Below are 25,733 nucleotides of genomic sequence, written 5' to 3'. Positions count from 1 at the left end.
CGGCCTGCGCTTCATCGGCGTGCTCGCATGGCTCGCCCTCCTCATCCACCTGGCCGCCCCTGCCCTTCCCGCCGCCGCACCCGACGCCCCCGTGCTCCGCGTCGGCCTCGATGTATCCGCCAAGCCATTCTCGTACGTCGATGAAAATGGCCGCCCCGCCGGCTTCTGCGTGGATCTGCTGGAAGCCATCGGGCGCGACCAAGGCCTCCGATTCGAGTATATCGCTCTCCCTTGGAGCGATGCCCTCGCCCAGTTCGGCGACGGGAAACTCGATCTGCTGGCCAACCTCAACCGCACTCCCGAACGCACCCGTCTCAACGATTTCTCGACACCTCACGTCCGCATGGCGGGAGCTCTTTTCATCCGTGAAAACGCCCCGCGCGTCCACACCCACGACGACCTGCGCGCCCTCCGCATCGCCGTCTCCAGCGAAAGCCTCGCACACCAATACCTCCGCGACCACGGCCTCGATAAAAACCTGCTCCTGGTCACGGACATGTCCGCCGCCCTCACCGCTGTCGAAAAAGGTGCCGCCGATGCCGCGCTCACTCCGCGCACGCTCAGCCTGAAAACCATTCGTGATCGCGGCTACCGCAACGTCTCCGATTCAGGCCTGAATTTCCCCGATCTCACCTACACCTCGCACCTCGCCGTGCGGCACGGACGCAGCGAACTCCTCTACAAACTCAATCTCGGCCTGCACAATCTCCGCGAAGACGGCACCTACGCCGTGCTCTACTCGCGTTGGCTCGGCCCCATCGAGACAATCCGAGAATCCTGGCAAATCGCCCGCGCTCACTGGCTTACTTTTCTTTTGGTCACCTCGGCCCTCGCCCTCGTTTTTTTCCTCCAACGCCGCCTCCTGCTACGCCTCCGCCGCCAGACCCAGGATCTCAAAACCAGCGAAGAACGCCTCACCCTCGCCCTCGAAGGCAGCGAAGACGCCGTCTGGGATTGGGATATTCTCAACGGCCGCGTCAACCGCAGCGAACGCTGGGCCCAGATCCTCGGCTGCCGCCCCGATGAAATCGCCCCGCAGATCGACGCCCTCGCCGCCATCACCCACCCCGACGACCTCGAACGCGTCGAGCAATCCAAGCGCAACCTCATGCGCGACGGCTACGGCCGCGTAGAATACCGACTCCGCGCCCACGACGGCACCTGGCGCTGGATCTTTGACCGCGGTAAAGTTGTCGCCCGCGACTCCGAAAATCGTCCCTCGCGCGTCACCGGCGCCGCCACCGACATCACTCTGCGCAAACGCATCGAAGCCGCCCTCGTCCGCAGCCAGGCCCTCCTCGAACAAACGCAACAAGCCGCCGGCATGGGCGGCTGGGAATACGACCTGCGCACCCGCACCATCTTCTGGACCAAGGAAACCTGGCGCATCCACGACCTCCCTCCCGCCGACGATCCCCTCCCCGAAGAACGCGTATTCGACTTCTGCGCACCGCACAGTCGCGAGATTTTGACCGCCGCCGTCGGCCTCGCCGTCACCGAAGGCCAGTCATTCGACCTCGAACTAGAAATCGTCACCGCCAACAGCCGCCTCGTTTGGGTCCGCTGCATCGGCCGCGTCGAACTCGCCGGAGAAAAAGTCGCCCGCCTCTTCGGCTCCCTCCAGGACATCACTCGTAACAAGAAGGCCGACGAAGACCGCCAGAAGCTCCAGCTCAAGATGCTCGAGGCCCAAAAACTCGAAAGCCTCGGCGTCCTCGCCGGCGGCATCGCCCACGATTTCAACAACCTGCTCACGGTCATCATGGGCAACGCCTCGCTCGCCCGCGCCACCAACGGCACCGTCTCCGCCGAAGCCCTCGAACACATCGAGACCGCCTCCAACCGCGCCGCCGATCTCTGCCGCCAGATGCTCTCCTACGCAGGCAAAAGCCGATTCTCCCTCGAAGGCCACGACCTCAACGCGCTCATCCAGGACACCACCCACCTCTTCAAAACCTCCATCGCGAAAAACGCCGTGCTGGAATACACCCTCTCGCCCGCCCCGCTCCAGGTCGAGATCGACGCCTCTCAAATCCGCCAGGTGATCATGAACCTCGTGATCAACGCCTCCGACGCCATCGGCACCGCCCCCGGGAAAATCCGCGTCCGCAGCTTCCTCAAAGCCGTCACCGCCGATCAAATGCGCGACGCGCGCATCGGCCAGGAACGCCCGCCCGGCGACTATATCATCCTCGAAGTCGAAGACGACGGCTGCGGCATGAGCGCCGAGACGATCACCCGCATCTTCGATCCCTTCTTCACCACCAAATTCACCGGCCGCGGCCTCGGCCTCGCCGCCGTCCTCGGCATCGTCCGCGCCCACCGCGGAGCCTTCTTCGTCCGCAGCACTCTGGGCAAAGGCACCACCTTCACCCTCGCGCTCCCGCCCGCCACCGGAGTCGCCGCCACGCAAGTGAAGCCCGTCGCCCTCACCTTCAGCTCCACCGAAAAAGCCGAAGGCACCATCCTCATCGTCGACGACGAACCGCAGGTCCGGAAAATCTCCGCCTCTATTTTAGAGAAACAAGGCTATACCACCGCCCTCGCCTCAGACGGCTACGAAGCCCTCGCCCTCGCGCTCGCCCACGGCATGAGGTTCAAAGCCGTCCTCCTCGACCTCACGATGCCCGGCCTCGACGGCCCCGCCACCCTCCGTGAATTGCGCGCCCTCAGCAAAACCGTCCCCGTCCTCATCATGAGCGGCTACAGCGAGACCGACGCCCGCAAACACATCATCGCCGCCCCCCTCGTCGGCTTCATCCCCAAGCCCTTCACCGCCGACGATCTCCTCGTGAAAATCAAAGCCCTCACGACTCAAGCCGATGAGATGACGTCCGGCACTCCTCAGAAGTAGCCGCCCGAATCGTCGCTGGGAGCCTAGAAGCTCGAAGCCAACATCCATCCTATCCATCCTTACTGTTTCGGCTCTTATCGTAGGAATGATTCAAACTCTCGTTTCTGTGCGTCGCTAATGCGATAAATGGGCTGATGCGTCTTGGACAGCCGAGCGATCTCTCCGGATAACTCATCGTATAACCACCGGTCCGGGATGTTTATCGTATGCGTGAAACGCCCCAAAAGTGATGATTCTTCCTTTATCAACTTTGCACCCCGAATGATCTGGATCATCCGCTCCACCTCATCCGGTTTTCTAACGACGCATATAACCTGAATATCATGGTTCCTTACTTCGATTGATTCGATTGGTCCGTCTTGCAGGCGAGGTCCACCGAGTACCAGCAGCGCAGCAAAGAGGTATAGGACGACGTTCAACAATACTCTCATCTTCCGGACTTTTTTAGGGCCCTGGCGGAGAGAGGGGGATTCGAACCCCCGGTACGGGGTTAACCGTACAACGCTTTAGCAAAGCGTCGCTTTCGACCACTCAGCCATCTCTCCGGAGCAGGGGCACGAAGCAAACTCCCGCCTCTTTTGAGCGCAAGGACTTTTCTTGCTCCAACTAAACCCGGGCGAACGCTGCTCCAGTCGCATCATCCGCCCGGCGAAAATCAGCCCTTCAACTCCACGATCACCTGCACTTCGGCCGTCGAGTTCTTCGGCAGCCCGGCCACCGCCACCGCGGCGCGCGCGTGTTTCCCGGCTTCGCCAAACACCGCGACGAACAGATCGCTCGCGCCGTTGATCACCGCAGGCGCATCTGGGAAGCCGCTGATCGCGTTCACGTAACCGCCGACATACACGAAGCGCGCGACCTGATCGAGCGAGCCCGCCGCCGCCTTGATGTTCGTGAGCGTATTCAAAGCGCAGATCTTCGCCGACTCGTAGCCCGTCTGCACCGTCTGCTCTTTGCCCACCTGACCCTCGTGCGTCATCTTCCCATCGAGCGTGCTGATCGTGCCCGCGCAGTAGAGCAGATTGCCCACGCGCACCGTCGGCACATAGTTGCCACCGGCGGCGGGCGCGGCGGGCAGTTTCAAACCAAGTTCGGCGAGTTTCGCTTCGGGATTCATGCTGAATCTCTTCGGCGAATACCGGCGCGATGCCAAGATTTTGTCTACCTGTCCGAGCAAACTCAGGATTGCGCTCGCCCGCCTGAACCGCACTTTCGCGCCCATGTCGTCTCTTTTCTCCGCCATCACCATGGCCGAGTGGCAGGCACTCGCAGCGGGCGATTCCGCCAGCGCGGCGCGCGAAATCGCTCGTCGCCTGCGTTCTATTCTGCCCGACGATCAGCAACGCGCCGCCTTCGCCACGCTCAGCTCGCAGGCCGAAATGGCCGCGACCTTCGCCCGCGTCGCCGGCACCATTGCCCCGCTCGCCGGTGTCCCCTACGTCCTGAAAGACATCTTCTTCACCGCAGGCCAGCCGATGAATGCCGGCTCGAATTTCACGCCTGGCATCCTTCCGATCCGCCGCAGCGACAGCAAACTCCCCCATTCTCTCCGCGGCCTCGGCACCATTCTCGCCGCAAAAACCCACCTCCACGAATTCGCCTACGGCCTCACCGGCGAAAACCCGCATCACGGCGACTGTGAACACCCGCGCTATCCCGGCCGCACCAGCGGCGGCTCCAGCAGCGGTTCGGCGGCTGCCGTCGCTGCCGGCATCGTGCCGCTGGCCGTCGGCACCGACACCGGCGGTTCCATCCGCGTCCCCGCCGCCTTCTGCGGACTCTACGGCCTGCGTCTCACGCCTAAGGATACCTACATCGAAGACGCCTTTCCGCTCGCTCCTAGCTTCGATGCCGCCGGCTGGTTCACGCGCAATCCCGCCGATCTCACCCTCGTTAACCGCTACCTCCTCGGCAAACCGCCCGTGCTCGAACGCGAACCCCGCGGCGCCTGGCTCGATTTCGCAGCTCTCGGCCAGACAGCCGACGCCAGCGTCTCCACCTCGCTGAAACTCGCCGCCGAGAAATTCGCCGCCCCCGCCGACACCGCCACACGCGACGCCCTCGCGCACGCGTTCAACGACGCCGCCAACGCCTACTCCACGCTCCAAAGCACCGAGGCCTACGGCGTCCACGCCGCCTGGCTCGACACGCATCGCGATCTCTATGGCAAAGACGTCTGGGCCCGGATCGATCGCGGCCGCCGCTGGTCGCCCGCCCAGCTAGACGCCGCACACGTCAAATGGAACGCCGTCCGCGCCGCCTGGCAGACGTATTTCACCACGCACGATTTTCTCGTGATGCCCGCGACCCCGTTTCCCGCGCTCAAAAAAGCCGACTGCACACTCGAAAATCGCAACCGCCTGCTCGCCCTCACCACACCCGCCAGCCTCGGTGGCCTCGCGGTGCTCACCATCCCCATCACGCTCCCCGATGGCATGAGCAGCGGCCTCCAGGTCATCGCTCCCACACCGCAAAGCCCCGCCATCAGCTGGGCGCTAAAACGGTCCGCGTCCTGCTAAACCAGCAGGCATGATCCGCAAGGAACTGCCCGACGGCTGGCTCTTGGTGACGCACGGCGAACACGCGCGCCTCGCCGGTCTTTTCGCCGAAGCCTGGGGCAACGCCCAGTTCGCATCCCCCGAGCCGCGCGCCGACATTCTCTTCGCCGTCGCTGCGCACGACGACGGCTGGGCCGCCCGCGATGCCGCGCCGTTTCTCACCAAAGCCGCCATCCCCGAAGCCTTCACCAAAGACCTCGTCGGCAGTTACGCCGCCTTTGAAGAGATCGACCTGCCCGCCTATCTGCGCGTGCGCGGCGAAGCGACCGCCGCCGTCGCCGAGCGCAATCCCTTCGCAGCCATCGTCGTCTCGATGCACACCGTCAACCTCCTCACCGAGCAGGCCGATCTCTCGACGATCCGCCCCGATCACCGGCCGCTGCACGCCGACTTCGTGGCCGCCCAACGCGCTTTCCAGCTCGAAATGGCCGCCCGCCTCAACGCCAGCCAGGGCGCCCTCGACCGCGCGTTCCGCTTTCTCCAGACCTGCGACAACCTCTCGCTCATCGCCTGCGCCGGCTACGAACAACCGCGCACACTTCGGCACAGCCACACCGATCGTGCCGGACAACTCCACAGTTTCTCCTGCACCCCGGAAAGCCCTGGCGTATTCAAAATCACACCGTCTCCCTTTCGCGAAAAGGAACTGACCTTCCCGTTCAAAGCCCGCCGCCTCAAGCAGCACACTTTTGCGAGCATCGACGACTACCGCGCCACACTCGCCGCTACTCCCTACGAGACCATCGCGATCACGCTGCTCGTAGGCTGATCCGCCCGCGCGATCCTTCCACCGCGCCACCCGCTCCGCACTCGTCCACGACTCGCTTACTGCCCAGCCATCGCCGGCCGCGACTTGTTATTCAACGCCCGCCGCATGATCTGCGTCAGCTCCGTGAAATGCATCGGCTTGCCCACGATCCCCGCGAGCCCGAGCCCCGCCGCATCCCGGCCGGAAACTTCCGGCGAATAACCCGTGGCCAGAACCACCGGCAGATCGGCCCGCACCTTGTGCAACGCCGCCGTCAGCTGGAGCCCGGACATCAGCGGCATGGTCTGATCGGTGATCACCAGATCGAAATCATCGGGCGCTGCATGGAAACGCGCCAGCGCCGCCTGCCCGGATGATTCCGCCGTGACGCGGTAGCCCAGCCGCTGAAGGCCTTTCTCCAATACACTGCGCACGATCTCCTCGTCATCGACGAGCAGGATGCGCTCGTTGCCTTTGAGCGGAGCCGACGGCGCCAGCTCGGGTGCGTCCGCTTTCGAGCGCGCCGCAGGCAGCCAGATGCGGAAGCTCGTGCCGCCACCGACACGACTATCCACATCGATCGCCCCGCCGTGATCGAGCACGATGCCGTGGACAACCGCGAGTCCCAGCCCGGTTCCTTCATTGACCGGTTTGGTGGAGAAAAATGGATCGAAAATGCGCGAGATCACTTCAGCCGACATCCCACAACCGGAGTCGCGCACCGTGATGAGCACATACTCGCCCGGCACCAGTTCCAGATAGGGATTTTTGATTTTGCTTAGCTCGATGCGCACCTCGAGCACACCGCCCTGCGCGCCTATCGCGTGGCTGGCATTCGTACCGAGATTCATGAACACCTGATGAAGCTGCGTCGGATCGGCATTCACCACATCTTCATCGGTATCTGCCTGGCAACGGATCTCGATGCCCGCCGGAAGTCCGGCGCGAAGCAGTGAAAGCGCCTCGCCCGCCACTTGACTGACTGTGACCAGGCGCCGCTCGCCCGGAGTCTGCCGGCTGAACGCGAGAATCTTCTTCACCAACGCCGCCGCCCGCTCCGCCGCCGTGACGACTTGCTTCAAATTCGACTCCTCCGCACTTCCCGGCTTGAGCGCGCCGCTCAGCAGCTGCGCGTGCCCGAGGATGCCCGTGAGGATATTGTTGAAATCATGCGCGATGCCTCCCGCTAGCGTGCCGACAGCCTCCATCTTCTGCGCACGGATGAGCTGCTCGCGGAGCTGCTCGCGCTCCTGCTCCGCCTTGATCCGCTCGGCGATGTCCGCCTCGAGCGCGGCGTTGGCGTCAGCCAGCGCCGCCGTGCGCTCGGCCACGCGTTGCTGCATCTCGGCATTGGCCCGCTCCAGCGCCTGGTGCGATGCCTGCACCGAGGCGAGCAAGCGGTTGGTCTCTTGCGAGAGCGTCGTGATCTCGTCACCGCCATCGACCTCCAGCCGGTCGCTCAAACTTCCACCCTGCTGTATCCGCTGCAGGCCTCCGCCGATCCGGGCGAGACGGCCGATCAGGCGGCTCAGCAACAGCCGGTCGATCAGCACGCACAAAAGCACCGCGCCCCCCACAAGCACGGCCATCAGCAATGCGATGAAACGATCGCTCTGCTCGCGGAAACGCGCGTGGTGCGTGATGCGCAAAACCGCCACAGGCCGGTCGCGCCAGTCGCTCAACACCGTGCAGCCGGCCATCTCCCCGTTCTCATCCTGGACGACAAAATCGTTTTCCCTCTCCGCCTTGGCCATGCTGCCGGCTGCGAACACCAGCCGCACAGGCGCATCGAGCATCATACTCACACGCTCGCAAAAACGCTCATCCATCCGCCGGCACACCACCAGCGTGCCGGTGGGCGCTTGATCCTTGGTCATCGGACGGATCGCGGTGTACGCGATCTGATGAAGTTCTCCGTCCAGCAGTGCCGTGTGCTGCTGCGTCCCGGCAATCTTCTCCGGTTCCCGCAGATCCGGCAGCTCAAGCAACGCGGCGGTCATGGCCGATCTCAGCGGCAGCAGCGCCTGCTCCTCCGTTTCACAGGAACGCGCGAACAGCACCTGCCCGCCGCTTTTCACGACAGCGAAGGTGCTCCAGCGCGCGTTGGCGCTGATGTCATACGCGAAATATTTCTCGATTAACCCCGTGTCTCCCCTCGCGACTGCGGCCGCCAGTTCATCCCAGACCGCGAAGTCGCGGGCGGAGCGCCCCAGATCACCGAGCGATGCGTGCACGAGTTTCTTCAACCGGCCCGCCGTGCGCAGTGCCTCCTGTTCTTCAAGTTGCTCAAATCCGCGCACCGCCGCGAACCGCGTGCCGACGAGCATGAGCAAAGTCGCCCCCACGAATGCGGTGACGATGAGGAGAAAGGACTTTTGTCTTAATTTCACGGAAGTATCCGTGCCCTGCCGTCGGAATCTGAGCCCATGCGCAGCTCCTTCCGGGAGGAACCGGGAAGCGATGAATGTTTCACCTCATCGGCACGAAACACCGCCCGCTTGAGCCTCCATCCAGTCGCTCTGCTCCGATTAACGGCTAATTTTCCCCGGGCAGGCCATGTTCCGTAGACCATCGCCCGCCTCGTCGGCCGCTTACTGCATTCTGAACGGCAGCGCGCGCACGCGCATCGCCATCTCATCGAGGATCGCGCCCGTCTTTTGCGCCGTCACCTCTTCGCCCGTGCGGATCGTTTTGCTCGGGAGAAAATTATTGATGACCGCACAGTAGTCGCTGTTGACCATGATGCCGAGCAGTTCGCCCGTCTTGCTGAGCACGAGATCTCCGCGTGAAGGCGAGAAGTCCCCAAAAATCCGCTTCATCACCCGGTTGTCCATCCGCACGAAACCGGGCTGCGCAGCATCCAGCTTGAAGGCGACTTCGCCGTAGCCCGCGCCGCCATTGCTGATCAATAACGCGTCAGGAAACTTCACCGGATCGAGCGCGGTTTGATAAACCTTCGCGCCGATGGCCGCGACCTGCGCATCATCGACCGGCAGTGCGATCAGCCGTGGATCGATCGAGAGAAACTGCATCTCAGGCACCGCCGCGCGATTGCCGCCTTTGGCAAAGTTGATGGAGATTTTCTGCCAATCAGATCCGACCTCGCGGTAGTTGAACGGCGTGTCGTCGATATGCAGCAACGCATAGGTCTGCTTGCCATCGCTCACGAGAATCGTGCGCGCGTCTTTCTGGCGCTTCGCTTCGCCGAACAAAGCCGGGCGGGAAACGTTAAAAACGGTCTGCACGCGATTCGCCAGGAAGTCGTTGAAGAGCGTGTTCGCGTTGATCGGCCGGTTCTCGCGGATCTCCTTCGTGAGCTCCGTGGACTTTTCCGCGAGCGTGCCGACGCCCTGCGCGAGTTGTGTGGTCGTCTCCTGCACCTTGAGACGATCCTGCCGCTCCTGCGCGACCTGGACTTTCAGAGTGTCCGCGGTTTCGCGAAGAAGGATTTTTTCCTGCTCGGCGACTTTCACGGCGACATTCAGCGACTCGATCCGCTGGCGCGCCTCGGCCTGCTGCGTTTCGAGCTGCGCCATTTGCTGCTTCTGGCGCTCGGCGTCGGCCTGGCGTTGCTCCAGTTCGCGCTGCATCTGAGCGAGTTTCTCCTTGGAAATCGCTGCGTCTCGAGACGCCACATCGACCTTCTGCGCGAGCGCCTGTGCACTGCGCTGCGTCTCGGAGAGATTCGTGGCAAGCTGGGTTTTCTCTGTCTGGAGCTGGCTCAACGCCTGCTCGCGTGACTGGAGGCTTTCCGTGGTGGACTGAAGCTGCTTCGCGAGCTGATCGCGCTGCGCCCGCTCGTCTTCCAGCGACATCTTCATCACGTCCACGATGTCCTGGTCCTTGGTCGCCGGGTCGGCACCGGAGGAGGCCGCCGGCGTCTGCTGCGGGCGCACCGGCTCCGCATTTTCCCAACGCGTGAGCGCGAGGATGTTCAGCAGGAGGAAGTCGCAGATGACGAGGAGCAGCGTTTTATTCATGGCCTCGTTTAGGCGACCGTGGAGGCAACCGGTTTGGCAGCAGTAGCGACCGGGGCAGGAGCCAGTGTGGTACCCACAGATACGGCCTGGCTTTCAAGGATGAGGATGCGCTTATACGGACGGACACTGCGGATCTTGATCAGGGCGACGCACACGATGCCGAAGAGATTGGAAGAGTACGCGGCCAGCAGGTTCGACTGGATCAGCCCGAGCACCTGTAGAACCAATGCCGTCGCCGTGCCCCCGATACCGATGTAGAGACCCGCGTCGAAAAGATTCTCTTCGTTCTCCATTAAGCGGAGCTTCACCATCGGGGAGACGGGTTGACGCGAGATCTCGCGGATTTTCAGCAAGCAGAAGATATACGTGCCTATCTGAAGCGCGGCGAAGAAGCCGATTGAGAGGAGTGTTTTGATATCCATGGTGGGAGAGGAAGCAGGTGCTGGTTGATTGTGGGCCTCGGCGACACTGACGAGAATGGGGAGATTGAGTTTGAGCTTAAATTCGGAAGCCGGCGTCGCGCTGATCATGAACGGCTCGGTGATCAGCACCAAAAACGAAGCGATCAACACCGAGAGCACGCCGCTTTTCAGGCGGAGCGGCGCCTCGTTGGAGGCATCGGACCGGAGCGCAAACTCCAGACCGCGAAACATGCCGAAAGCTCCCAGCAGGAACCCGAGATATTTAAGCACCAAGGCAAACTTCGGGTTGAACAGGGCGAATTGCGCCACGCCACCCACGCTCGGTGCCGCGCCGCGGTTAAGCGGCAGCTGATGCTGGAGCAGCAGGCGCACCGCGCCCTGCCCCTGCGCCAGCGCCAGCCGTAAGTCCTCCAGACCCATCTTGCCGTATTTAATGAGGTACGACGCCACCTTGTCGGCGGAATCGGAAAACAGCGCGGCCGTGTAGATGATCGGGAGATTGTCCGGCGCGACTCGCGAGAGATGCGCGAACTCCCCCGCCGTCTTGATGCTGTCGGTCTTGCGCAACAGTTCGCACAGCTGACTCCAGTTGAGCCGTTTTCCCAGCGAAAGCAGATCGGTGAAAAACGTCTCAAGCTCCCCGAGCTGTTTCTGTCGGTCAGCCATCTCGGCCAGGCCGCGCAGCTCCCGCTGCAACGGCCCGGAAAGATTCTCCGACTGGTAAAGCAACGCCGTGAGCAGCACGACCGCGTCAAGCGTCTGCCCCCCTGCTTTATTCGCCGGGACGAAGCGCGTCGTCCCCTGCACCTCGCGCATCCGCAGGATCGACTGAACACCGAGCGAACGCGAATTGCTCAAGAACGTCTCCAGCGAACGCCGCGCTTTTTCAGCGATGAAAAAATTCAAGACTGGCGTGCTCTCTTTCCGCCCCGATTCCTCATTCTGTTTGATCAGCGGATCGAGAAACGGGTCCCATCCGCCCCACACCACCCACTCCGGCCGCCGGGCCGAAACATCCCGGATGCTCCGATCAAGCGCGGGCGCGCCTTTATCTTCGACGAGCCGCGCCGCCGACAAAACCAGCTGCGCCGAACCGAGCTTTTCCGACTCGATCAACTGCTCGCCAAACGCCGCGACCGACGCCGTTGATTTCCCCGCTTCACGCAGCAACGCAGGCGTCACCGACTTTAAATTCACCGGTATCAGCCACGCCCCCGCCAGCACCACCATGCCGATCGTCAGCCACAAGGCCGCCATGGGCATGTTTCTGCTTCGGTTGCCGGAAACGCTCATCGTCATGGGTAATATTTATTTGCGGGGACTCACGGGCGAATCCAAGTTTTTCCGCTCAATCGACCCATGGTGCTCCCAATTGTTCACTACAACGACTCTGTCCTTCGCAAAAAGGGCGTGAAGGTCGACACCTTCGACGCCGCATTCGGCAAGCTCGCCGCCGACATGATTGAAACCATGCACGACGCTCACGGCATCGGCCTCGCCGCCCAGCAAATCGGCCTTGCCCTCCAGCTCTGCGTCGTCGACCTGCGCGAATTCGACGGCGATTTTAACTGGGAACTCGATGGCGCCCGCCCTCCGCTCGAGCTCATCATGCCCCTCGTCCTCGCCAACCCCGAGGTGAAAAAACTCCCGTCCGACGAAACCATCTACGAAGAAGGCTGCCTCTCCTTCCCCAAAATCCGTGGCGACGTCATCCGCCCCGACGCCATCTCCGTAAAGTTTCAGGACGCCAACGGCACACCGCACACCCTCCTCTGCGACGGCATGTTTTCCCGCTGCATCCAGCACGAAAACGACCACCTCCAGGGCGTTCTTTTCATCGACCGCATGGAAAAAAAAGTCCGCGGCAAGATCGACAAAGCCGTCAAAGATCTCGCCACCACGACCAAGGCGAAATCAACGCCCGCTCCCAAACTCTGAGCCTTTCGATCCGATGAGCGCTAAAGCCGATGGCATGAACTACGCGCCTCAGGGAAAACCGAATCCCGTCGTGAAATCTGGCGAGTTCCCCTTCGCCGCCGCCTTCCTCGAACACGGCCACATCTACGGCCAGTGCAACGGCCTCATCGAAGCCGGCGCCGACCTCCGCTGGGTGTACGACTCCGACGCGAAAAAGGTCGAAGCCTTCCGCGCCAAATTTCCTTCGGTCAAAGTCGCCCGCTCCTTCGACGAAATCCTCTCCGATCCCGCGATCAAACTCGTCACCGCCGCCGCGATACCCAACGAGCGCGCCGCCATCGGCTGCCGCGTCATGGAAGCGGGCAAAGATTACTTCACCGACAAAACCCCATTCACCACGCTCGACCAACTCCAGCAGGCGAAGAGCGTCGTCGCGAAAACCGCCCGCAAGTACATGGTCTATTACAGCGAGCGCCTCCACGTGGAGTCCGCCATGTACGCGACTGACCTCGTGAACGCCGGCGCCATCGGCCGCGTCATCCAGGTTCTCGGCCTCGGCCCGCATCGTCTCGGCAAAGCATCCCGCCCCGACTGGTTCTTCAAGAAAGCCCAGTACGGCGGCATCCTCTGCGACATCGGCAGCCACCAATTCGAACAGTTTCTCACCTTCTCCGGCGCGACCGACGCCACTGTCACCCAGGCCGCCGTCGCCAACTACGCCAACCCCGACAAACCCGAGTTCGAAGACTTCGGCGAAGCCTCCCTCGTCGGAAACAACGGCGCATCCAATTATATCCGCGTTGATTGGTTCACGCCCGACGGCCTCGGCACCTGGGGAGATGGCCGCACCGTCATTCTAGGCACCCAAGGCTACATCGAACTCCGCAAGTACATCGACGTCGCCCGCGACAAACGCGGCGACCAGGTCTACCTCGTCGATGCCCGCGGCGAACACCACCTCAACGTCGAAGGCCAGGTCGGCTTCCGTTTCTTCGGCGAACTCATTCTCGACTGCCTCAACCGTACCGAGAAAGCCATGACACAAGCCCACGCCTTCAAAGCCGCCGAGCTCTGCCTCCTCGCGCAAGCCGCCGCCAAGAAAATCGCGTAAACTCGCCTCGTAGGGCCTGACCTCGTGTCAGGCCGGATATAAATCACCGTAGCCCAATCACCCGCGCCGCATTGCCGCCGAGCACCGCCGCGCACTCCGCCTCGCCCAAACCGGCCGCGCGAAACGCATCCACAAATCCGCGCATCGTCCCCGCGCCTCCTTCGCCCTCCCCATTCGGAAAAAGCTCCAGCGGATAATCCGTCCCGAACAACACCCGCTCCGCCCCAAACTGCCCCAGCATCTCGCGCACATCTGCCCGCGGATAAATCAACGGTGATGCCGCCGTGTCATAATAAAGATTTTTCAGCGCTCGCGCTTCCGCTCCGAACTCAGCGTCCAGCGGCAACCGCGCCCCCCAGTGCGCTAAAATAAACACCGTCGCCGGATGCGCCTTCGCCATCCGCACAAAATCCCCCAGCGGCGTCGCGATTTTCCCCGGATAATTCCTCCCCTCCGGCTCCGTCACGTGCAGATTCACCGGCAGCCGCAACTCACCCGCTAGTTCTAGCACCGCCCGCCACGTTTCATCTTCGACGGAAAATCCCTGCGAATGCGGTGACAACTCCCCGATCCCGCAAAACCCCTCCGCCTTCACGCGCCGCACCTCGGAGATCACCGCCTCGCGTCCCGCGCCCGCATGCAATGTCGCGAACGCACTCAACCTGTCCGGATGCGCCTTCACGCACGCCGCATAAAACCGATTCTGCCAGACGCACGTGGCGTGGTTTTCCCAATACCATCCCTGCAACACCGCACGATCCACGCCTGCCTCATCCATCGCGTGCAACAACTCATCCACACTCGGAAACCCCTGCACCGCCCGCCCGCTTTTCCGCACCCGCGTGCAAAGCATCGCCCAATGCCGTTCTCCATGCGCCGTCGCCCACACACCCGGCGCGCGATTCAAATCCTCCGGATAGAGGTGAACATGGGCATCGATACTCGGCATCGCCCGTAAGTCAGACCGCTTCCCATTCAGCAAACCAGCCAGAAGACGCTTAATGTCATCCGACCGATACTCCGTACCGCTGGTCCTTCCCGCTGTTAAACTCGCCGCCGCTCTTTTCGTTTCTTTCGAGCCTTTCGTGGTTTCCCATCAGGCACGTCTGGCACTGCCCATGCTAAATTAGCCAAACCCTCCTCCATGCTTTCCCGCCTCTTCCGCCTCGCCGAGCATAAGTCTACCGTCTCCCGCGAGCTTCAGGCCGGTCTCACCACCTTCACCGCGATGGCTTACATCCTCGCCGTGAATCCCCTCATCCTGAAGGACACCGGCATGCCGCAGGCCGCGTTGATCACCGTCACCGCGCTCACTGCCGCCATCAGCACCGCGCTCATGGCGCTCATGACCAACTTCCCGCTCGCCCTCGCGCCCGGCATGGGGATCAACGCCTACTTCACCTACACGATCTGCCTCGGCGCCGGCGTCCCCTGGCAATCCGCGCTCGGCCTCGTCTTCGTCAACGGCTGCCTCTTCCTCCTCCTCTCGCTCACCGGCATCCGGGAAAAGATCGTCAATTCGATCCCCTACTCACTGAAAATCGCCATCACCTGCGGCGTCGGACTTTTCATCGCGTTCATCGGACTCAAAAACGCCGGCATTGTCGTCTCCAATCCCGCCACCTTCGTCGCCCAGGGCGACTTCGGCTCCCCGCCCGTCGCCCTCGCCTTCTTCGGCATCGTCCTCACCGCCGTCCTCGTCTCGCGCCGCGTTCCCGGCTCCATCGTCCTCTCGATTCTCGCCGTCACGCTCATCGGCGTTTTCGTCCCCGACGGCAAAGGCGGCCACGTCACCACGCTCCCCTCTTTCACTGGACTCTTCTCACTCCCCGCCTCGCCTGAGCCCGTCTTCTTCAAACTCAACTTCGACTTTCTTCTCAACGATTTCGCCAAAGCCCTGCCGATCCTGATCACCCTCCTGATCGTCGATATGTTCGATAACATCGGCACCCTGATCGGCGTCACCAAACGCGCCGGCCTCCTCCAGCCCGACGGCACACTCCCCAAAGCCGGACGCGCCCTCGTCGCCGATTCCTTCGCCGCCATCATCAGCTCGCTCTTTGGCACATCCACCGTCGTCAGCTACATCGAATCCGCCTCCGGCGTCGAAGCCGGCGGACGCACCGGTCTCACTGCGATGACCACCGCTGTCTGCTTCCTCTTCGCCCTCTTCCTGACGCCGCTGATCCTCGCCATCCCCGCCGTCGCTACTGCGCCCGCCCTCGTCGTAGTCGGCGTATTCATGTTTCAAACCGTCGCCGAAATAAAACTCGATGACTTCACCGAGACGATGCCCGCCGTCGTCACCCTCCTCTGCATTCCGCTCACCTTCAGCATCGCCGAAGGTCTAGGTCTGGGCGTCATCGCCCTCACGCTCATCGCCCTCTGCACCGGCCGGGCCCGCAGCCTTTCCGCTTTCACGTATGGACTGGCGGCCTTGTTCTTCCTGCATATCTTCTGGGGTCTCTTCAAACCGCTCTGGAGCTGAATCAACTTAAACACCTTCCTCGCTCCTTCGCTCTCCTCTCTCCCTACATGACCAAGGTCGTCAAATTCCCCGCCGCTTCCGCCACCGCGCCCGCACCCATCGCCATGACTTCCGACGGCGTTCCCGATTTCGACGCCCTCATCCGCGCGCTCCAACACACTTCCGGCAGCGTCCTCAATCCCGCCTCCATCGACGACCGCCCGCTCTACGGCCAGACTCTGTCCATCGCCAACTGCGCGCTCGATATGCGCTTCGGCACCTTCCGCGCCTACATTTTCCAGGACATCATCGACAAGCATTACATCATCGCGCTCGCCCACGGCGACATCGTCCACCCGAAGAACCCGCTCTACACCCGCCTCCACTCTTCCTGCGTCACCAGCGAAACCCTACGCGGCTGTGACTGCGATTGCGTGCAACAGCTCGAAGGCGCGCTCGAGGTCATCGCCAAAAAAGGCAACGGCATCGTCTTCTACCTCATGCAGGAAGGCCGCGGCGTCGGCTACGTCGGCAAAGCCCGCGACCGCATGCTCGTCCAAGCCTCGCTCGACCAGCTCTCCACCTTTCAAGCCTACGCGTCGATGGGTCTCAAAAAAGACCACCGCAATTACGACAACATATCCCAGATCTGCTATCTCCTCGGCATCACCGCGCCCTTCATCGTCCTCACCAACAACCCCGACAAAGTCGACGCCCTGAAATCCCAAGGCGTCCCCATCGCCGGTACCGAGGCCCTCGAGTTCGAACCTTCCCCCTTCAACCTCGCTTATCTCACGTCCAAAGCCGCCGGCGGCCACATCCTCAAACGCCCGTCCGAGACCTCCGTGAAACGTGCGCTTCCTCCCGAGCCCGTCATTCCCTTCAAACCGCACGTCCTTCCCGAGGCCCGTCGCTTCATCTACTCTGCGAGTTATTTCCTCCCGATGAAGCCCGTCGATAACGACATCCTCCTCACCGAGGCGCAGTTCAAAGAGCTCTTCCAGAAAAAATCCATCGACCGCTACATGGCCGGCCCGAAGCCGCTCGTGCTCGGCTACCAGCTCATCCGCGAAAACCGTTTCTTCGTCAAAATCGACACCGACAGCATCACCGCTTTCAAAAAAGAAAATCCCACCGACCCCATCGTTGATCTCCTCACCACGCCCTACTGGTTCCGCGTGCACGTTTATTACGACGTCGTCACGAGCCAGGAGTTCGTCGTCCTCACCCACGGCACGCCGCGCATCTACGACATCCCCGTCGTCCGCGTGCACAGCGAATCCCTCTTCAACCGCTTCCCGCTGCGCACCGTCGAGAATCGCGACAAGATGAAGATGTCCGTCAAACACATCGTCTCCTACGGCGTCGGCGCGATGCTTCTTCTATACAATGACGGTCGCGGCGCCGGCTTCGGCGCTTACGCGACCGATCGCATGATGTCCGAAAGTGGCCAAGTCCTCTCGTCTGACGAAGCGTATCGGAAACTCGGAGTCGGCTACGACAGCCGCGACTACGACGCCTCGATGCTTCTCCTCCGCCACCACATCCCCAACGAGAAGATCCAGATGATCATGAACTCCCCCGCGAGTCTCGTGAAGAAGAGCGAGTACGCCGCCGCGCTCAATGCCCACAAGATCGACGTCGATAAGTGGATCTTCCTCGACGACCACGCCCTCAGCGAATGACCGCCGACCCACTCGGCCACGGCCTACTCGCCCAACGCCTCGCCGGCATCCCCTCGATCCTCGGCGGCATGTTGTCGCGCGGTCCCGCGCCGCTAAAACCTGCCACGCTCGCTTCCACGCATTTCATCGTCACCGGAACCGGCAGCTCCGAGGCTCACGCGCGCTACCTAGCCACGCTGCTCAACTTCCAAACCGACCGCGCCGCGACCTATCTCCCGCTCTCCGGCTTCACCGACGGACACCGCTCCGGTTTCAAAGGCAAAACCCTCGTCGTCTTCAGCCAAGGCGTTTCCCCCAACGCCCAGATCGCCCTCCGCCGCCGTCGCGACTTCGCCCATACGATCCTCTTCACCGCTTCCACGCCCGCCGCCGCCCTCGCCGCCGGCAAAAAAGACCGCGCCGCTCTCCTCCAAACCTTCCTCGACGAAGGCAACGAGCTCGTCGAATTCCCCCTCGCCGAGGAATACACCACGCTCATCCGCTTCGTCGGCCCGATGGCCGGCTACCTCGCCTGCCTCCAATTCACCGCTCAACTCGCCAGCTGCCGCTTCACCGAGCCCTCCGCCTCAGAACTGCTCCCGCTCCTCGACGCGCAACCGCCCGCCGACCTGGTCTCCGCGATGAAACGCTCCACTTCGCGTTTCGCCCAAGGCTTCAACCTCGTCACCGCCGCGCCCATCTCCGACTTCGCGCAAAACCTCGCGTGCAAATTCATGGAAGGCGTCTTCTGGCCCTGCCCGCCGATCTCCGACTTCCTCCAATTCGCGCACGGTCCCTTCCAGCAGATGACCGCGCACCCGCATCCGACGCTCATCCTCCAGGGCGATTCCCCCGTCGAAGCCGAACTCGTCGGTCGCAGCCTCACCATGCTGCGCAACGTCGGCCTCGACGCCTTCGTCCTACGCGTCGAAGCACCCGCGCTCCTCTCGATCTTCGCCTTCGAAGCCGCGCTCAACAAACTCACCTTTGAGCTGATGACCTACTTCGGCATCGACCAGGTCAACTGGCCCGGCAAAGGCCGCGACGACCTCCTCTACGGCTTCTGCCCCGACGTCTGATCCCTGTAGGGCCGCACCTCGCGTGCGCGCCGCCACGCGCCATCGCGCGTGGCTCCGATTCCCGCGTCGCTCACATCAGCCACAACCTCACGCCCCCCGCGCCGTCCCCATCGCCGTCGCCACCACATGCCCCAGCCACACGGCCACGAGGCAAAGCCCCACCGAGCCCGCCACATTCCCACCCGCCCGCAGCCACTCGCCCTTCTGCATCAGCCCGAGCGTCTGCAAACTAAACGACGAAAACGTCGTGAACCCGCCCAGCACCCCCGTCATGAAAAAATGACGCCCCTCGCTCCCCACCGGCCACCGCCCGCCGGGAGCTGTCAGCGTCGCGAAGAAGCCGATCACGAAACTCCCGACTACATTCACGACAAGCGTCCCCCACGGAAACGCCCCGGCCACGCCCCGCGTCACCGCCTCCGCCGCCCCAAACCGCGCCACGCTCCCCAGTGCTCCGCCCAACGCTATCCACATATAAAGAGTCATCGTCGTCATCGCGCCGGTTCTGCCCGCACCTGCCCCCCTTGTCTAGCCGCACCCTGCCCCGATTCCCCCAGCCCTCCCAGCCCAGCCGCCCTCCGCCCCCTTTTTCACGCTCGCCCCAAATCCCCTGTCACCTTTCGCATCAACCGGCGTCATTCCCCTCGCCGCTTCGCTGAGCCATCCTGCCGCATTCTTCCCGATGCACAGGCGACTCACCCGGGCGGCACACTCTTTTCTCTTCCTACACACCATGGCCAAATCCGGTAAACTCGGCGGTACCCTCATCCTCCTCGTCATCGTCGCTGCTGCGGCCGGCGCGGGCTACTATTTCTGGAAACGCTCCGACTCTAAGCCCCCCGAGCTCGCCTCCACCACCGTCACCCGCGGCGACATCATCCAGAGCATCACCGCCACCGGCGTCCTCCAGGCCCCCACCAGCGTCGATGTCTCCTCCCAGATCTCCGGCCAGGTCATCGAGGTCGGCGCCGACTACAACCAGCAGGTCAAAAAAGGAGACCTCCTCGCCAAGATCGATCCCGCCACTTACGTCTCCCGCCTCAACCAAGCCAAGGCCTCCCTCGCCTCCACCGAGGCCAGCAACACCCTCACCAAGCTCAACACCGTCCGCACCCGCGAACTGCGCGCCAAAAACCTCGTCTCCGAACAGGTGCTCGACGAAGCCGAGGCCCAGCTCAAGCAGTCCGACGCCCAACTCCTCACCTCCAAAGCCTCCGTCGCCGACGCTCAGGTCAACCTCGACCGCTGCACCATCCTCGCTCCCATCGACGGCACCGTCCTCGACCGCCAGACCGAGGTCGGCAAAATGGTCGCCGCCTCCCTCAACGCCCCGACCCTCTTCACCCTAGTCACCGACTTGAAGACCATGGAAATCAGCGCCGACGTCGCCGAGGCCGACATCGGCAGCGTCGCCCTCAACCAGGAAGTCACCTTCTCCGTTGATGCGTATCCCAACCGCCAGTTCCGCGGCAAAGTCATCCAAGTCCGCAATCTCCCCAAGACCGCTCAGTCCGTCGTCGTTTACGCCACCATCATCGAGGTCGACAACTCCGACCTCCGCCTCAAACCCGGCATGACCGCCAACGTATCCATCGTCACGGCACGCCGCACCGGCGTCCTCAAGGTCGCCAACTCCGCCCTCCGCGCCCGCATCCCGGAAAAATTCCAACCTGCCAAGCCCGAGTCCTCCGCCTCCGGTTCCACGCCCTCCTCCCCCGGCTCTGGCGGCGCACGCCAGGGCGGCGGCAGCAATCGCGAACAATTCCAAAAACTCCTTCAGGACGCCGGCGTCACCTTCACTCCAGGCACGCCCCTCTCTGCAGCCGACATCGAGAAACTCAAGAAACTCGCCTCCGAACGCGGCATCGAGCTCCCCGAACGCATGTTGACCGGCGGCGGCCGCGGCGGTCGTCAGGGCGGCGGCGACTCTCCCGTCACCACGCGCACCGTGTACAAAGTCGAGACTCCGCTGCCCGATCTAAAACTCGCCGCCATCAACGCCCGCTTCGGCATCAGTGACGGCTCCTCCACCGAAGTCCTCGAGTCCCCCGACGGTCTCAAAGAAAACGATACACTCGTCACCAGCATTTATATCCCCGGCGACACCTCCACTCCCGCCGCCGCAGCTCGCAGCCCATTTGGCGGAGCCCAGCAAGGCCCCGGCGGCCGTCGCTGATCGTTTAACGACGCACACCCACCCATGCAGCCCGTCGTCAAACTCACCGACATCCACAAGACCTACAGCAGCGGCGAAATCGCGGTTCGCGCCGTGCGCGGCGTCTCTATCGATATTCACAAGGGCGATTTCGTCGCCCTCATGGGCGCCTCCGGCTCCGGCAAATCCACGCTCATGAATCTGCTCGGCTGTCTCGACCGGCCGACGAGTGGCAGCTACCTCCTCGACGGCATCGACGCCTCTGGTCTCGACCGCAACGAACTCGCTGACATCCGAAACCAAAAACTCGGCTTCGTCTTCCAGGGTTTCAACCTCCTCGCCCGCACCACCGCGCTGGAAAACGTCGAGCTCCCCATGCTCTACTCCAAGGAGCGCATCTCCGGCTCCGAGATGCGCGACCGCGCCATGAAAGCCCTCGAAATCGTCGGCCTCGGCAAACGCTTCGATCACTACCCGAGCCAGCTTTCCGGCGGACAACAACAACGCGTCGCCATCGCCCGCGCCCTCGTCAACCGCCCGCAAGTCCTCCTCGCCGACGAGCCCACCGGCAACCTCGACAGCAAAACCTCTGTCGAAGTCATGGGCGTTTTCCAACGCCTCAACGACCAGGGCATCACCATCCTCATGGTCACCCACGAGCTCGACATCGCCAGCTACTGCAAACGCAACCTCATCCTCCGCGACGGCGTCATCGTCAGCGACGTCCAGGTCAAACCGCGCCTCATGGCCGCCGAAGAACTCAAGAAACTCGCCGACGCCGAAGTCGCCGCCAAACTCACCGGCGCATCCGCCGCGCATTGATCCATAATTTTCCCCATGCGCTTCGTCGCCACGCTCATCCTCGCCTTCCGCGCCCTGCGCCGTAACAAACTGCGCTCCGTCCTCACCGCCCTCGGCATGATCATCGGCGTCGGCGCCGTCATCGCCATGGTCAGCATGGGCAACGGCGCGAAGTCCCAAGTCGAAGCCCAGATCGCCGGCCTCGGTCAAAACCTCATCACCATTTTCCCCGGCAGCCTCACCACCGGCGGTATGCGCGGCGGCTGGGGTTCCGCCTCTACGCTCACCGTCGAAGATGCCGAAGCCATCAAGAACGAAGTCTCTGGCGCGATCGGCGTGAGCCCCGAAATCCGCGACCGCCAGCAAGTCCTCGCCAACGGCCTCAACTGGAATACCCAGGTCCTTGGCGAATCCCCCGACTTCACCAGCATCCGCGAATGGCGCGTCGTCGAAGGCGAATTTTTCACCGAGAACGACGTCCGCACCACCGCCAAAGTCTGCGTCATCGGCAAAACTGTCGCCGATCAACTCTTCGCCGGCACCGATCCCATCGGGCAAAATATCCGAGCCCGTAACATCCCCCTCCGCATCGTCGGCGTGATGGCCGCCAAAGGTTTCAACACCAATGGTCAGGACCAGGACGACATCATCATCGTGCCCTACACGACTTCAATGAAACGCATCTCCCGCCGCGACCGCGTCAGCAACATCATCGTGCAGGCCGAGAGTCAGGAGACGATGGAGCGCGTCCAGCGCGACATCACCGATCTCCTCCAGCAACGCCGCCAGGGCCGCGAGCCCGACTTCACCGTCCGCAACCAGCTCGAAATCGCCGAGACCGCCACCGCCGCCTCACGCACCATGACCGGACTCCTCGCCGGCATCGCCTTCGTCTCCCTCGTCGTCGGCGGTATCGGCATCATGAATATCATGCTCGTCTCCGTCACCGAGCGCACCCGCGAGATTGGCATCCGCCTCGCCGTCGGTGCCCACGGCAAAGACGTGCTCCTCCAGTTCCTCACCGAAGCCGTCGTCCTCAGCGTCCTCGGCGGCGCCCTCGGCATCCTCCTCGGCATCGGCACCGCGCAAGGCCTCGCCTTCTGGAAAGGCTGGCCCGTTGCCACCTCCACCTCGTCCATCGTCATCGCCTTCTTCTTCAGCGCCGCCGTCGGCATCTTCTTCGGATTTTATCCCGCGAAAAAAGCCGCCGCGCTCGACCCGATCGACGCCCTCCGCTACGAGTAAGCGCATCATGCGCCTGCTCTGCCTCGTCGCCACGCTCACGCTAACCGCGTCCGCCTTCAGCGCCGGGCCATCGCCGGGCAATACCGCCGCGATCACGCTCTATCAGGAAAAGAAAAACCCCGAAGCCCGCGCCGCCTTCGAGCAACTCTCCGCCGCCGATCCTCAAAACGCCGAGGCCCTCCACTTCCTTGGCAAGATCGCCCTCCGCGAAAAACGCGACGACGACGCCATCCGTCACCACGAAGCCGCTACCGCACTCACCCCCGGTAACGCCACCTACTTCATCGCCCTCGGCGACGCCTACGGTCGCAAAGCCGCCAGCGCCTCCCTCTTCGCCAAACTCGGCTGGGCCAAAAAATGCCACGCCGCCCTCGCCCGCGCCGTCGAACTCGAGCCCGCCAGTTTCCCCGCCAACGCCGCCCTCATCGAGTTCTATCGCCGCGCCCCCGGCATGGCCGGCGGCGGCATGGACAAAGCCCGCGCCCAAGCCGAAGCCTTCCGGAAAATCGACCTCCTTGGCGGCACCCAGCTGCTCATCGCACTTTACGGTCGCGAAGCAAAATTCCCCGAGCTCTTCGCCGCGCTCGACTACGCGCTCCAGACTCACCCCGACAACTATCTCCTCCTCATGGCCCTCGGCCGCGCCTCCGCCGAATCCGGTCAGCACCTCGATCGTGGCCTCGCATCGCTGAAGCGCTGCCTCGATCTCCCCGCGCCCACCCAGCCCCCCGGCCACGCGAATGTTTGGTTCTATCTCGGCCAGCTTCACGTCCTCCAAAACGACATCCCCGCCGCCCGCTCCGCCTACGAATCCGCGCTCAAACTAGACCCCGCTCACCGCGAAGCCACCGCCGCCCTGGAAAAATTCCCCGCGCCTCCGATGTAGGCGGGGTGCCCTCACCCCGCTAACGCCCGTCCCACACACACACTCCTGACGTCCACCGTAGGCCAGCGTGCTCGCACGCGCTCTTATCTTAATCACCCGCTGCGCAACCGCTCGGCCCCAAAAACACCAGCGACCGTTTGCGTCTTCTGCGCCTCCTGAGGCCAATCCCTCCGAACTCCGCCGCTCCTCCACCCGCGCTTTCAGCGCCGGGATAAAAATGGTGGTAGGTTCTGGATTCGAACCAGAGAAGGCGTAAGCCAGGAGATTTACAGTCTCCCCTCGTTGGCCACTTGAGTAACCTACCACGAAAAGGGACGCGGAAACTCGCGAGTCACCGCATCGAGTTCAAGAACTTTTTCTGCTTCTCGCGCCGCTTGCGCAAACCATGCCCGCCACCCACTGTCCACGGCCCGCGCATGGAGTTTTTCCGCCACATTTTCAGCCACCCCGTCATCCCCCACTTTCTGACGGTCGCCAGCTTTCTCCTCGCCGTCTTCTTCGTCGCCCGCCTCCTCGCCGAGAAACGCCAGCCGGGTAACACCCTCGCCTGGATGCTCATCATCCTCCTCGTCCCCTACGTCGGAGTGCCGCTGTATTTGATGTTCGGAGGCCGCAAATTCCGCCGCCTCGCCGAACGCAAATCCAGCCTCCTCCCCCAGCTCGAAGGCCTCAAATCCCTCGACGCCGTCAGCCAGATCCTTCCCACCGCCCAGGCCATCGACGCCGCCGGCGCCAGCCCGTCCGTCGGCGGCAACTCCGTCCAGCTGCTCACCACCGGCGAAGACGCCTTCAAAACCCTCGAAGCTCAGATTCTCGCCGCCCGCCACTCGATTCACATCACCACCTTCATCCTCGGCCGCGACGAAACCGGCCGCCGCATCGTCAAGCTCCTCGCCCAACGCGCCCGCGAGGGTATCAAAGTCCGCCTCTTGCTCGACGCCGTCGGCTGCATGTTCTCCAGCCGCAAGTTCGTGCAACCACTCCGCGACGCCGGCGGCGAGGTCCAGCGCTTCATGCCCGTCGTCCCTCTCTCGACTCGCCACACCGCCAACCTCCGCAACCACCGCAAAATCGCCCTATTCGACCAGCACACCGCCATCATCGGCGGCCATAATCTCGCTCGCGACTACATGGGCCCGGTCTCCTATCGAAAACGTTTCCGCGATTTCGGCGTCATTATCCGCGGCCCCGGTGCCGCGCTCCTCAACGAAGTTTTCCTCGCCGACTGGTGCTACGCCAGCGGTCAATCCAGCACCAAGCTCCACGAAGAACTCCTGCCCGAGGCCATCCGCTCCGAAGGTGAGAGCGCCATGCAGATCGTCGCCAGCGGCCCTGACGTGAAAGGTGACCCGCTCTACGAGGGCATCATCTCCATGATCCAAGAGGCGCGGACCAGCATCCTCATCGTCACACCCTACTTCATCCCCGACGAAGTCCTCTGGCGCTCCCTCATGGTCAAAGCCCGCTCCGGTACCGAGGTCACTCTCATCCTGCCCGCCCGCTCGAATCATCCGATCACCGACTTCGCCCGCCGCCATTACACCCGCGAGCTCCGCAAAGCCGGCGCCCACATCCGCCTCTACGGCCCCGGCATGCTTCACGCCAAAGCCGTCATGGTGGACCACCGCATCGGCCTCGTCGGCTCCGCCAACTTCGACCTACGCAGTCTCTTCGTGAATTTCGAGATCGGCGTCTTCCTGTATTCAGAAACCGACGTCCTCGCCATGCGCGCCTGGGCTGAGGAACTCCTCACCCACTGCCGCGAGCCCAAGGCCGAAAAAAAACGCCGACTCCTCACAGGCCTCGCCGAAGACCTCAGCCGCCTCTTCGCCCCCCTGCTCTGAGT

General features: G+C 63.0%; 19 protein-coding genes and 2 tRNA genes. 13 read left to right on the top strand and 8 right to left on the bottom strand.

Going from position 1 to position 25,733, the window contains the following annotated elements:
* Positions 1-19 precede the first annotated feature (19 nt).
* Positions 20-2,854 carry a transporter substrate-binding domain-containing protein gene (locus tag CMV30_RS17630; RefSeq protein WP_175414943.1) on the top strand — a complete coding sequence of 945 codons (2,835 nt, stop codon included), beginning with the start codon at positions 20-22 and terminating at the stop codon, positions 2,852-2,854.
* 453 nt (positions 2,855-3,307) lie between these two features.
* Here the strand turns inward: CMV30_RS17630 and CMV30_RS17620 are convergent.
* A tRNA-Ser gene (locus tag CMV30_RS17620) sits at positions 3,308-3,399 on the bottom strand.
* A 110-nt stretch (positions 3,400-3,509) separates the two neighbouring features.
* Complete coding sequence (locus CMV30_RS17615; RefSeq protein ID WP_096057244.1) at positions 3,510-3,971, bottom strand: RidA family protein; 462 nt, start codon at positions 3,969-3,971, stop codon at positions 3,510-3,512.
* Between the two features lie 103 nt (positions 3,972-4,074).
* Between CMV30_RS17615 and CMV30_RS17610 the strand changes: the two genes are divergently transcribed.
* Positions 4,075-5,373 (top strand): amidase, encoded by a 1,299-nt coding sequence (locus tag CMV30_RS17610; RefSeq protein ID WP_096057852.1) that lies wholly within the window; start codon positions 4,075-4,077, stop codon positions 5,371-5,373.
* 10 nt (positions 5,374-5,383) lie between these two features.
* Positions 5,384-6,181, top strand: coding sequence for a DUF3891 family protein (locus CMV30_RS17605; protein ID WP_096057243.1), 798 nt, complete (start codon positions 5,384-5,386; stop codon positions 6,179-6,181).
* 56 nt (positions 6,182-6,237) lie between these two features.
* Here CMV30_RS17605 and CMV30_RS17600 read toward each other — a convergent pair whose 3' ends face one another.
* From CMV30_RS17600 to CMV30_RS17590, 3 genes are all read right to left on the bottom strand, one after another.
* On the bottom strand, positions 6,238-8,487 hold the full coding sequence (locus CMV30_RS17600; RefSeq protein ID WP_096057242.1) for an ATP-binding protein: 2,250 nt from the start codon (positions 8,485-8,487) through the stop codon (positions 6,238-6,240).
* Between the two features lie 264 nt (positions 8,488-8,751).
* A complete protein-coding gene (locus tag CMV30_RS17595; protein ID WP_096057241.1) occupies positions 8,752-10,140 on the bottom strand; it encodes a hypothetical protein in 1,389 nt (462 codons plus the stop codon).
* 8 nt (positions 10,141-10,148) lie between these two features.
* On the bottom strand, positions 10,149-11,861 hold the full coding sequence (locus CMV30_RS17590) for a hypothetical protein (protein WP_175414942.1): 1,713 nt from the start codon (positions 11,859-11,861) through the stop codon (positions 10,149-10,151).
* 60 nt (positions 11,862-11,921) lie between these two features.
* Here CMV30_RS17590 and def point away from each other — a divergent pair, with 60 nt between their 5' ends.
* Together def and CMV30_RS17580 are read left to right on the top strand one after the other, a co-directional pair.
* Positions 11,922-12,500: a peptide deformylase gene (def, locus tag CMV30_RS17585; RefSeq protein WP_096057240.1), complete on the top strand. Its 579-nt coding sequence runs from the start codon at positions 11,922-11,924 to the stop codon at positions 12,498-12,500.
* Between the two features lie 13 nt (positions 12,501-12,513).
* Positions 12,514-13,590: a Gfo/Idh/MocA family protein gene (locus tag CMV30_RS17580; protein WP_096057239.1), complete on the top strand. Its 1,077-nt coding sequence runs from the start codon at positions 12,514-12,516 to the stop codon at positions 13,588-13,590.
* A gap of 43 nt (positions 13,591-13,633) precedes the next feature.
* Here CMV30_RS17580 and CMV30_RS17575 read toward each other — a convergent pair whose 3' ends face one another.
* Complete coding sequence (locus CMV30_RS17575; protein WP_138223364.1) at positions 13,634-14,539, bottom strand: amidohydrolase family protein; 906 nt, start codon at positions 14,537-14,539, stop codon at positions 13,634-13,636.
* A gap of 195 nt (positions 14,540-14,734) precedes the next feature.
* Between CMV30_RS17575 and CMV30_RS17570 the strand changes: the two genes are divergently transcribed.
* Genes CMV30_RS17570 through CMV30_RS17560 form a run of 3 tightly spaced genes read left to right on the top strand, consistent with a single transcriptional unit; the run spans position 14,735 to position 18,800 of the window.
* Complete coding sequence (locus tag CMV30_RS17570; RefSeq protein ID WP_096057237.1) at positions 14,735-16,078, top strand: NCS2 family permease; 1,344 nt, start codon at positions 14,735-14,737, stop codon at positions 16,076-16,078.
* 47 nt (positions 16,079-16,125) lie between these two features.
* Entirely contained in the window at positions 16,126-17,742 is a 1,617-nt protein-coding gene (locus CMV30_RS17565) for a GTP cyclohydrolase II (RefSeq protein WP_245844308.1), read from the top strand.
* The gene (locus CMV30_RS17560) at positions 17,739-18,800 is read left to right on the top strand and encodes a creatininase (protein ID WP_096057236.1); all 1,062 of its coding nucleotides are present in this window, start codon (positions 17,739-17,741) and stop codon (positions 18,798-18,800) included. Before CMV30_RS17565 ends, CMV30_RS17560 begins: the two co-directional genes overlap by 4 nt.
* A gap of 87 nt (positions 18,801-18,887) precedes the next feature.
* Here CMV30_RS17560 and crcB read toward each other — a convergent pair whose 3' ends face one another.
* A complete protein-coding gene (crcB, locus tag CMV30_RS17555) occupies positions 18,888-19,286 on the bottom strand; it encodes a fluoride efflux transporter CrcB (RefSeq protein WP_096057850.1) in 399 nt (132 codons plus the stop codon).
* 247 nt (positions 19,287-19,533) lie between these two features.
* Between crcB and CMV30_RS17550 the strand changes: the two genes are divergently transcribed.
* The 4 genes from CMV30_RS17550 to CMV30_RS17535 are packed head-to-tail and all read left to right on the top strand — an operon-like array spanning position 19,534 to position 23,887.
* Positions 19,534-20,976: an efflux RND transporter periplasmic adaptor subunit gene (locus tag CMV30_RS17550; protein ID WP_096057235.1), complete on the top strand. Its 1,443-nt coding sequence runs from the start codon at positions 19,534-19,536 to the stop codon at positions 20,974-20,976.
* Positions 20,977-21,000: 24 nt separating this feature from the next.
* Complete coding sequence (locus CMV30_RS17545) at positions 21,001-21,777, top strand: ABC transporter ATP-binding protein (RefSeq protein WP_096057234.1); 777 nt, start codon at positions 21,001-21,003, stop codon at positions 21,775-21,777.
* Between the two features lie 15 nt (positions 21,778-21,792).
* Positions 21,793-23,001: an ABC transporter permease gene (locus tag CMV30_RS17540; RefSeq protein WP_096057233.1), complete on the top strand. Its 1,209-nt coding sequence runs from the start codon at positions 21,793-21,795 to the stop codon at positions 22,999-23,001.
* A gap of 7 nt (positions 23,002-23,008) precedes the next feature.
* A complete protein-coding gene (locus CMV30_RS17535; RefSeq protein WP_096057232.1) occupies positions 23,009-23,887 on the top strand; it encodes a tetratricopeptide repeat protein in 879 nt (292 codons plus the stop codon).
* Positions 23,888-24,105: 218 nt separating this feature from the next.
* Here the strand turns inward: CMV30_RS17535 and CMV30_RS17530 are convergent.
* Positions 24,106-24,191, bottom strand: a tRNA-Tyr gene (locus CMV30_RS17530).
* A gap of 70 nt (positions 24,192-24,261) precedes the next feature.
* Between CMV30_RS17530 and cls the strand changes: the two genes are divergently transcribed.
* Positions 24,262-25,731: a cardiolipin synthase gene (cls, locus tag CMV30_RS17525; protein ID WP_245844303.1), complete on the top strand. Its 1,470-nt coding sequence runs from the start codon at positions 24,262-24,264 to the stop codon at positions 25,729-25,731.
* Positions 25,732-25,733: the final 2 nt, after the last annotated feature.

Source organism: Nibricoccus aquaticus (genome assembly GCF_002310495.1).
GTDB lineage: Bacteria > Verrucomicrobiota > Verrucomicrobiia > Opitutales > Opitutaceae > Nibricoccus > Nibricoccus aquaticus.
The sequence above is the reverse complement of the archived record's forward strand: the minus strand, read 5'-3'. Positions and strand labels throughout refer to the sequence as shown.

Bases quoted from the DNA above. Each gene is read 5' to 3' on its own strand.
- CMV30_RS17580 (WP_096057239.1), top strand. From the start codon at position 12,514: ATGAGCGCTAAAGCCGATGGCATGAACTACGCGCCTCAGGGAAAACCG.
- CMV30_RS17565 (WP_245844308.1), top strand. From the start codon at position 16,126: ATGACCAAGGTCGTCAAATTCCCCGCCGCTTCCGCCACCGCGCCCGCA.
- CMV30_RS17535 (WP_096057232.1), top strand. From the start codon at position 23,009: ATGCGCCTGCTCTGCCTCGTCGCCACGCTCACGCTAACCGCGTCCGCC.
- CMV30_RS17595 (WP_096057241.1), bottom strand. From the start codon at position 10,140: ATGAATAAAACGCTGCTCCTCGTCATCTGCGACTTCCTCCTGCTGAAC.
- CMV30_RS17550 (WP_096057235.1), top strand. From the start codon at position 19,534: ATGGCCAAATCCGGTAAACTCGGCGGTACCCTCATCCTCCTCGTCATC.
- CMV30_RS17560 (WP_096057236.1), top strand. From the start codon at position 17,739: ATGACCGCCGACCCACTCGGCCACGGCCTACTCGCCCAACGCCTCGCC.
- CMV30_RS17600 (WP_096057242.1), bottom strand. From the start codon at position 8,487: ATGCTCGTCGGCACGCGGTTCGCGGCGGTGCGCGGATTTGAGCAACTT.
- CMV30_RS17540 (WP_096057233.1), top strand. From the start codon at position 21,793: ATGCGCTTCGTCGCCACGCTCATCCTCGCCTTCCGCGCCCTGCGCCGT.
- crcB (WP_096057850.1), bottom strand. From the start codon at position 19,286: ATGACTCTTTATATGTGGATAGCGTTGGGCGGAGCACTGGGGAGCGTG.
- CMV30_RS17575 (WP_138223364.1), bottom strand. From the start codon at position 14,539: ATGCCGAGTATCGATGCCCATGTTCACCTCTATCCGGAGGATTTGAAT.
- def (WP_096057240.1), top strand. From the start codon at position 11,922: ATGGTGCTCCCAATTGTTCACTACAACGACTCTGTCCTTCGCAAAAAG.
- CMV30_RS17570 (WP_096057237.1), top strand. From the start codon at position 14,735: ATGCTTTCCCGCCTCTTCCGCCTCGCCGAGCATAAGTCTACCGTCTCC.
- CMV30_RS17615 (WP_096057244.1), bottom strand. From the start codon at position 3,971: ATGAATCCCGAAGCGAAACTCGCCGAACTTGGTTTGAAACTGCCCGCC.
- CMV30_RS17610 (WP_096057852.1), top strand. From the start codon at position 4,075: ATGTCGTCTCTTTTCTCCGCCATCACCATGGCCGAGTGGCAGGCACTC.
- CMV30_RS17590 (WP_175414942.1), bottom strand. From the start codon at position 11,861: ATGACGATGAGCGTTTCCGGCAACCGAAGCAGAAACATGCCCATGGCG.
- CMV30_RS17545 (WP_096057234.1), top strand. From the start codon at position 21,001: ATGCAGCCCGTCGTCAAACTCACCGACATCCACAAGACCTACAGCAGC.
- CMV30_RS17605 (WP_096057243.1), top strand. From the start codon at position 5,384: ATGATCCGCAAGGAACTGCCCGACGGCTGGCTCTTGGTGACGCACGGC.